9 protein-coding genes are annotated in these 7,796 nt (G+C 55.1%); 5 read left to right on the forward strand and 4 right to left on the reverse strand.

All coding sequences use genetic code 11. From position 1 onward, the window contains the following. Together IWX85_RS19685 and IWX85_RS19690 are read right to left on the reverse strand one after the other, a co-directional pair. A partial coding sequence (locus IWX85_RS19685) for a DMT family transporter (RefSeq protein WP_196870916.1) occupies positions 1-731 on the reverse strand: 731 nt, incomplete at its 3' end. 90 nt (positions 732-821) lie between these two features. Next, positions 822-1,814: an aldo/keto reductase gene (locus tag IWX85_RS19690; RefSeq protein WP_255529495.1), complete on the reverse strand. Its 993-nt coding sequence runs from the start codon at positions 1,812-1,814 to the stop codon at positions 822-824. A gap of 165 nt (positions 1,815-1,979) precedes the next feature. On the opposite strand from IWX85_RS19690, the gene IWX85_RS19695 reads away from it, so the two are divergent. Beyond that, positions 1,980-2,888, forward strand: coding sequence for a LysR family transcriptional regulator (locus IWX85_RS19695; protein ID WP_196870917.1), 909 nt, complete (start codon positions 1,980-1,982; stop codon positions 2,886-2,888). Positions 2,889-3,183: 295 nt separating this feature from the next. Here the strand turns inward: IWX85_RS19695 and IWX85_RS19700 are convergent, their stop codons facing one another. Next, positions 3,184-4,068: a LysR family transcriptional regulator gene (locus IWX85_RS19700; protein ID WP_196870918.1), complete on the reverse strand. Its 885-nt coding sequence runs from the start codon at positions 4,066-4,068 to the stop codon at positions 3,184-3,186. 78 nt (positions 4,069-4,146) lie between these two features. On the opposite strand from IWX85_RS19700, the gene IWX85_RS19705 reads away from it, so the two are divergent. Next, positions 4,147-4,566, forward strand: coding sequence for a DoxX family protein (locus IWX85_RS19705; protein WP_196870919.1), 420 nt, complete (start codon positions 4,147-4,149; stop codon positions 4,564-4,566). Between the two features lie 10 nt (positions 4,567-4,576). Further along, a complete protein-coding gene (locus IWX85_RS19710; RefSeq protein ID WP_196870920.1) occupies positions 4,577-5,260 on the forward strand; it encodes a glutathione S-transferase family protein in 684 nt (227 codons plus the stop codon). 234 nt (positions 5,261-5,494) lie between these two features. Here IWX85_RS19710 and IWX85_RS19715 read toward each other — a convergent pair whose 3' ends face one another. Continuing rightward, a complete protein-coding gene (locus tag IWX85_RS19715; RefSeq protein ID WP_196870921.1) occupies positions 5,495-6,448 on the reverse strand; it encodes a LysR substrate-binding domain-containing protein in 954 nt (317 codons plus the stop codon). An 82-nt stretch (positions 6,449-6,530) separates the two neighbouring features. Between IWX85_RS19715 and IWX85_RS19720 the strand changes: the two genes are divergently transcribed. Next, positions 6,531-6,839, forward strand: coding sequence for a DUF2917 domain-containing protein (locus tag IWX85_RS19720; protein WP_196870922.1), 309 nt, complete (start codon positions 6,531-6,533; stop codon positions 6,837-6,839). Positions 6,840-7,194: 355 nt separating this feature from the next. Then, the gene (locus IWX85_RS19725; RefSeq protein WP_196870923.1) at positions 7,195-7,506 is read left to right on the forward strand and encodes a cupin; all 312 of its coding nucleotides are present in this window, start codon (positions 7,195-7,197) and stop codon (positions 7,504-7,506) included. Positions 7,507-7,796: the final 290 nt, after the last annotated feature.

Genomic DNA, 7,796 nt, shown 5'->3' on the forward strand with positions numbered 1-7,796 from the left:
GTTCGATAAATGCTTCGGAATATTTTTGCTTCATTGTTGTCGGTGCGTCTAAAAGAGTATTTTTTAGAGGCGACAACTAGTCTGACACAGGGGGTCATCGGCTCTATCGAATTGATGCTCAATGGCAGGAGTATCAATACGCCCACAAGTAACTGGAAGACTGCTATTTGTGCAGGGGGAAGGTGCTTTAGCTGGCGGGTCACCAGAGTGGCCACGGCATAAAGGAACGCCGCAGAGCATGCGAGGCCAGCACCAATCCAGTTGCTCCCTGCCTCTTGGTTAGTATGAAATTGCGACGTCAAAACAACACCGCTAAATGCAAGACCCAGCCATGGCAGTCTGAACAGAACCAGACTTTCTCGCTTCAAGATGGCGACGATGGCTAGAAGCATAAAGGGTTGGGTGTGGTAGGTGACCGTTGCCACCGAAACGCTGCTGTACCGATACGATGAGAAGAGGCATAACCAGTTCAGTACCAAAGACAGTCCACCACCGACGGTCCATGCCACATCGACTAAGCTCATTCTTGTCCAGGCCCCGGTGAGGGTCAGCCACGCTGCGAGGCCCAGTGCGCCTATGAGGCAGCGAATAAACACTACGACGAGAGGTGATTGGCCGCTTTCAATGACAAAAAGGCCAATCGTCCCTGAAATTGCCATCGCCAAGGCCATGCGCCAGCTCCCCGAGAACTGGGACGATGTCGTGGTGATCGATGTGGTGGTGGAGTTCATGGAAAGTATCCCGGTGCGAGGTGAGGCAGTGACGGCATTGCGAATTTGTTAGCTAAAAATCTTGTGTTTTGTTTTGGAGTCGACTGGCTGTTAGCGATCGATCATTGCCATGCGGGCTTCGCTATACCTGGGCCCCGCGATGGAGGCGAGTGACGCTTCGAGTTTGTTCATCTCGTCATCACTGAGTTGAATGCGCAGTGCGCCCAGGTTGTTCTCTAGATGAGGCCGACGCTTGGTGCCGGGAATTGGCACTACATCGGAGTGCTTCCGGAGGATCCATGCCAGCGCAATCTGCGCAGTAGTCGCTTCTTGTGCGTCGGCAACCTGTCGAACCGCCTCAGCAGCCGCCATGTTTTTGTCGAAATTGCCGCCCTTCAAGCGCGGGTCGTCATATCGGAAGTCGCTCGGGGAGTAGCTTTCGGCGCGCTTTGCCGTACCAGCCATGAATCCTCGACCCAGCGGACTGAAAGCCACCAAGCCAATTCCGAGCGTTCGCAATAGAGGCAAGATGTCCTGCTCGAGGTTTCGCTCCCACAAGGAGTATTCGCTTTGAATGGCGCTGATCGGATGAACCTGGTGAGCGCGCCGAATGGTTTGGGCGCCCGCTTCGGACAAGCCGAGGTATTTGACCTTTCCTGCGCTCACCAAATCAGCCATTGCGCCAACGACGTCCTCAATCGGCACCATGGGATCTACGCGATGCTGATACAAAATGTCGAGGTAATCGGTCTGAAGGCGCTTAAGCGAGCCTTCGACGGCCGATCGAATCTGATCAGGCCGGCTGTCGAGGCCGGTTACTTTATTGCCCTGAATCCGGAAACCAACCTTCGTGGAAAGCACAACTTGATGCCGGCGGCCTTGCAAGGCCTGACCGATGAGAATTTCGTTGTTAAAAGGTCCGTACTGTTCTGCCGTGTCGATGAGGGTCACGCCAAGGTCGACAGCGCGATGGATGGTCGAAATCGATTCCGTATCGTCGGCTCGTCCGTAGGCATCGTCACTCATTCCCATGCATCCCAATCCGATCACGGATACGGTCAGGCCTTGAGCACCGAGCTTGCGCTGCGAGGTATTGAAGGACAGGTTCACATTAACTCCTATGGGATTGGCGGGTGTCCCAGCTGACCCGGTTCTGGGTATCCAGGCTCCAAACAAGTTGCGTCGCTTGCGAGAGAGAGTGTGAACTTAGTCCATTGACGCAACAAGCTCTCGTACAATTTAAGGACTGTTTACTCTGGGACAACAATCATGATGGAGTTGCTCAACGAAATGGCCGTGTTTGCCACGGTGGTCGATCGCGGTGGGTTCACTGCCGCGGCCCGACAATTGGGTATCACAACGCCAGCTGTCAGCCGACATGTTGGCCGTCTTGAAAAGCAGATCGGCGGACGACTGCTTCACCGAACCACAAGATCCATTGCGTTGACGGAACTGGGACAGCAGGTTTACGCAAGTTGTGAAAGCATCGTGTCAAATGCGCGCGAAGTTCGTGCTTTGGCAGGCCAGTACGGCGCGCAGCCGATGGGGGTTGTACGTGTGAGTGCACCCGTTGTGCTTGGGCAGGTCTGGTTGGCTCCACAGCTTGCTTCATTCCTTGAGCACAATCCCGCGGTCACCGTCCAGGTCACGCTGGTTGACCGGCAGGTGGACTTGATCGAGGAAGAGGTCGACCTGGCCATTCGAATTGCATCGGAAATTGCACCCGGACTAGCTTGTCGCCAGCTTGGCAAGATGCGTTATGTGTTGGTTGCTTCACCTGGCTACCTCTCACGGCGCGGAAATCCAACTGAGCCGGGCGCGCTCGCTGAACACCTGTGCGTGTTACTGGGTTACGGCCCTTTTGGCAACGAACTGAACCTGAGTCGCAGCGGGTCTGAGGTGAAGGTGAAGGTGAAGGTGAAGGTGCGCGCCGCAATCAATAACAGTGCCGCAATACTTGCAGTTGTTGAAGCCGGAGGAGGTATTGGGTTGATCCCCCACTTCACCGCCAGCGCGTCGTTGCTAACCGGGCGAGTCGTGCAGGTGCTGCAAGAGTGGAAGTTTGGGCCGCCTTACACGGGAAATATCCAGGCCGTCTACACCCCAGGGCGGTATCTTGCACTGAAGACGCGAGCCTTGATTGACCATCTTGCGGTCGCGGGTGGCTTAGAGGCCTGACCGTAAGCAAGCTTTCAAATCTGTCAGTCAAGGGCGAGATTTGATCAGCCAAGAATGAGCGTTTGTCACTGTGTTTGCAAACAAAAACGGGCTTTTTTTTACTACCAAAATGGGGCTATGTGCCAAAACGGTGCGCGCGTGCCAGCTCAAACGGACAAATGCAGCCTTTGCAGTACACGTTTTTCTTGCCGGTTGACTTATCGAGAAGTCATTGCAACTAGCTGTCTTTCATTCCTGAGGCCTCTGCAATCCACGCTGTTGCATCGGTCGCTCGCCATTAACAGCCAGCAAGGCGTTAGGTCAGTTTCAGATTTTCCAGAAGGCACGAGTAAACAGCAGCTACGCGTCGCAAATGCCGCGCATCAGTATGCGTTAAAAGCCAAAGCTCTGTTTGGCACTCGTCGAGAACGTCTGTCAGTTGCGTGAGCTCGCTTCGATCTCGAGCCAAAAACACTGGCAGTAATCCTATCGCGGCGCCTTGCCCGACCAGTTCGGAAACAGTCAGAATGCTGCCGACTCGATAGGCGGGAATCACCTTTGGAAAATGCTTCTTTCGCCAGACAACCGAAGGGTGCTCTGGCAGGGCGTCATCGGGCGCCGCCCAAGGCGTTCTTGCAGCAACTTCGGCGTCAAAGTTCTTTGGACCATCCTTCTTCGAGCCATAAAGCGCAACGCGAATGGGGCCGATATGTTTGCCAACCAAATGTTGTGGCGGCCCGCGCGTAGCCCTTACGGCGATATCGGCGTCGCGGCGCGTCAGGTTCGCAAGTTCATTGCCTGTGTGCAGATCAAACGACAGCAGTGGGTGGCTCAACAAAAGCTGCTTGAGCGCAGGGGCTATCAATCCATGCATGATGGTGTCTGTGCTGGTAACGCGCACAGTGCCTGAGACTTGCCCTGGACTAATCTGGGCCGCAGAGCGCGCTGCTTCTAGCTGCGCCTCCATTTGCTCCCCATGCGCGGAGAGTTCTTGTGCCAGTTCAGTTGGTAGATAGCCCGAACGGGAGCGCTCAAACAGCCGAATCCTCAAGCCCTTTTCAATCCGCTGCACTGTTCTGAACACGGTTGACGCATCGACACCCAGCCGCTCTCCCGCGTCAGCCAAAGTACCTGCCCGAACCAGCGCTAGGACGACGCCAAGGTCTGAAGCCTCAATTTTATATTGCATCTGTGCATTCATTGCTTGCATTGTTGCCTATTTTTATTGCATTAATGAATGCTTACAGTCTCTCCATCGTCAACCCAATGGAGAAATGCAATGAGTAAACAACCGGATCAATCAACCCAAGTGGGTATATCAATTCTCCGTGTGAGTCTCGGCATCATGTGGATCGCGCACGCCCTGTTGAAGCTGCTGGTATTCACCCTTCCGGGAACCGCGCAGTTCTTTCAGAGTGTTGGCTTCCCCGGCTTCCTGGCCTATCCGGTTTTCGCAGTAGAGCTGCTGGGAGGCATGGCGCTGGTAATTGGCTTTTACGCCCGGCAGGTCTCTCTGGTGCTGGTCCCGGTCATGCTGGCGGCCGCGTCTGTGCATTTCGGCAATGGCTGGGTCTTTACGAGCCCCAATGGCGGATGGGAATACCCCATTTTCCTGACGGTGGCATCCGTTTCCCTGTGGCTGATCGGCGATGGTGCTTTCACCATTCGCCGCAGCGATCGACTGATTCTGAGCATTTGAGGGCATAGCCATGACTTCAAAACTTGTTCTTGTCAGTCACAACCTGTGCCCCTATGTGCAAAGGGCTGCCATTGTTCTGGCGGAAAAAGGCATTCCATACGAGCGGATCGACATCGATTTGGCGAACAAGCCGGCGTGGTTCCTGAAGATATCACCCCTTGGCAAGACGCCTGTTTTGTTGGTCGACGACGTGCCGGTCTTCGAATCTGCCGTGATTTGCGAATATCTGGATGAAACTGCATTGCCACGTTTTCATCCAGAGGATGCCTTGGAGCGTGCCCGGCACCGGGGATGGATGGAGTTCGGCTCTGCTGTGATCAATGCCATTGGTGCGTTCTACAACGCTGCCGACGACGCGGCATTGCGGGAGAAAATTGATGATCTACGCAGCCGGTTTGAGCAGATCGAGTTGGTGCTTGGCGCGGGCCCCTACTTCGAAGGGGTTCGATTTTCCATGGTGGACGCGGTGTTTGGTCCGATCTTTCGCTACTTCGAGGTATTTGAATCGTTCGAAGATTTTGGCTTCTTCGCCAATACGCCACGTGTGACAGCATGGCGGCAAGCACTCGCGGCAAGGCCTTCGGTGGGGGGGGCGGCACACGGGAACTACGCCAGCATGCTTCGCCAATTCCTGCTTTGTCGCAACAGCGAAATTTCACGGTATGCTACAAAACACGCTGTACTTCAGCCTTAACCCAAACTTATCAGAGTCAATCTATTTGATACGACACGCGAAATTGCGGACGAAGATATCAATGAGCTCGTACGTCTGGCAAGCGTCGCGACTAACGAATACCACCTCCAAATTTGAAGTTCATGAAGACTCTGTCCTAGCAAAAAAGGACGCAACCTTTAAGGACAGTAGGGTTGGAGGTTGCTCTTCACTATCCGGAAGCGCCAACGGCGACTGTCTTTGCTGCGCGATCTCTCAAACCAATTCGGCTTCAGCGCGCAGCCATCGTACAAAGTCTTGGGCATCCAGGTTGCCAGTCGCACGCGTCGAGGTTGCAACGAAAAACCCCCGCTCTGATGCCGCCAGCCCCTGGAATGGGGCCACCAACTTGCCGGCCCGCATCAGTTCATTGAGTAAAGGCATGCGCCCGATCACCACGCCCTGACCCGCAACTGCGGCAGCGACAGCATCCGCATATTGTGTAAAGCGTATGGTGCTTTTCATGGGTAGATCCGACACGCCCATGATTTCAAACCATGGCGTCCAATCCACTGTGAGCGCCATGCCGTGCGGTGTTTCAAATGCCAGCAAGGTGTGGTGTTGTAGATCAGCCGGTTTCTCCAACCGGTGCACGCCTTTGGTGATCAACTGGGGGGCACATACCGGCAATACCGACTCTTCAAACAGGGGTTTTCCCAATCCCTTGGCAATGGGCGAAAACCGCACGGCCACATCAATGCGGGCTCGCTCCAGTTCGAGGACTTCCATGGTGGCAGAAAGCCGCACATCCACACCAGGGTGATTAGCAGTGAATTTCGCCAGGCGCGGAATTAACCACAGTGAGGCAAAGCTCGGTGTGGTGGTGATGGCCACTTGGCGCGGGGGCGCTGTTCCCCGCACGCGAGCGGTAGCGTCGCGCAGACGCTCCAGGCTTTCCACCACGGCGCGCTGCATCACTTTTCCGGCCTCTGTAAGCGTCAGCGCGCGGTGGCGCCGTTCGAACAGCGTCACAGCCAAGTCGGACTCAAGCATTTGAATTTGTCGGCTCACTGCTGACTGGGTCAACGACAACTCTTGCGCTGCCAGCGTGAAACTGAGTAAGCGGGCCGCAGCTTCAAAGCTGCGCAGCAAATCCAGCCGGGGCAGTTCCGAGCGGGGGACGCCAGCCGAAGGCGCAGAAGATGTAAGTTTCGCATTCCAAATTTGCATGCAATGAATTCCAATTTACCGTTTGAAGGTGTTGGGATGCGCCAGTATATTCATTCTCACTGAGCATACTAAAGGAAAGACAATGAACAACCAATCCAACCATTTTGACCTGAGCGTGGAACGCAATGCCCTGTTCAACGTGCCCGATGCCGCAGGCATGCGGATCGTGTGCCGCGAAGGTGCGGTGTGGATCACGCTGGACAACGACCCGAATGACTACGTACTGGAAGCTGGCGATATATTCAGCAACACCGAGCACAAGAGGGCGTTGATTTACGCCATGCGTCCTTCAAGCATTGCAGTGACTGCCGGAACATCTCAGCGGCCATCAGATTCAAGGCTTCGCGCGGGCGCACTGCACGGACTGGTGTTTGAGCAAGTGCTGGCGTAGGGGTGCAAGCCGCTACCGGGAATATATTTTCAAGCGCGGCGACCGATACCTGAGCATGCTGCTTACTCAGGCGCGCAACGTGTTGCGCCCCCGCTGTAGTGGCCAGGAACGCCGGCAGATGGGGGCTGCGCCAGCGGGCACTTGAGGCGTAGCAAAGGAGCAATCACGACAAAGCTGGTTGGGCCTACCGCCTTGTTGACCCGCTTGCTATGGAGAACCGACAGGCGTTTGATGGAGTGCATGAGCCTGTGTACCAAGGATGCAACTTTGACCGCCAAATCATCATCGTGCGCAATGTCTGGGGCGGCAAAGACCGGGTGGTAATGTTGCTACTTTATCTATCGAAAGAAGAAATATGAGAGTGATTCGGAGCAAGGAGTTCACCGCTGATAAAGCTTGGGGCGCAATCGACGTTGCGAACATGAACGGTATTACAACGAGACTGCATTGGACAAACGAGCCCTACCAATGGCATGTCAACGATGGTGAGGAAGTGTTTGCGGTCCTCGACGGTGTTGTTGATATGCATGTCAGAGATTCAGGGCGCGAATATTCAGTGGTACTGTCAACAGGTGATGTATTTTTCGCCGAGGTAGGCTGCGAACATGTGGCTCTTCCTCGGTGCGAAGCCCGCATTTTGGTAGTTGAGCACCAGGGCAGCGTGTAGGCACTGCGGTAATCACGCTGAGGGGGCGGTCGACAGGCCAGGCCGGACCCTTTCCGGCGCCATGCGTGTCAGGCGCCATCACGTGACAGCGGAGTGCCAGGCTCTCCATGAGTTGACGCCATTGCGATGAACTGCTGGCATTCGCATGCAGGCACACAAGCGCCTGGCCGGTGCTCGACTCACGGCAAAAGGGTTCCCCCGGGTGTCAGAATTGTTGTCGCATCCAATTCTTTGATGGCTAACTGCCCGACAGCTTCATTTCATGACCAGAACACCGCATTCACATCACT

Origin of the sequence: Polaromonas sp. CG_9.11 (assembly GCF_015752225.1) — a bacterium.
Lineage (GTDB): Bacteria > Pseudomonadota > Gammaproteobacteria > Burkholderiales > Burkholderiaceae_C > Polaromonas.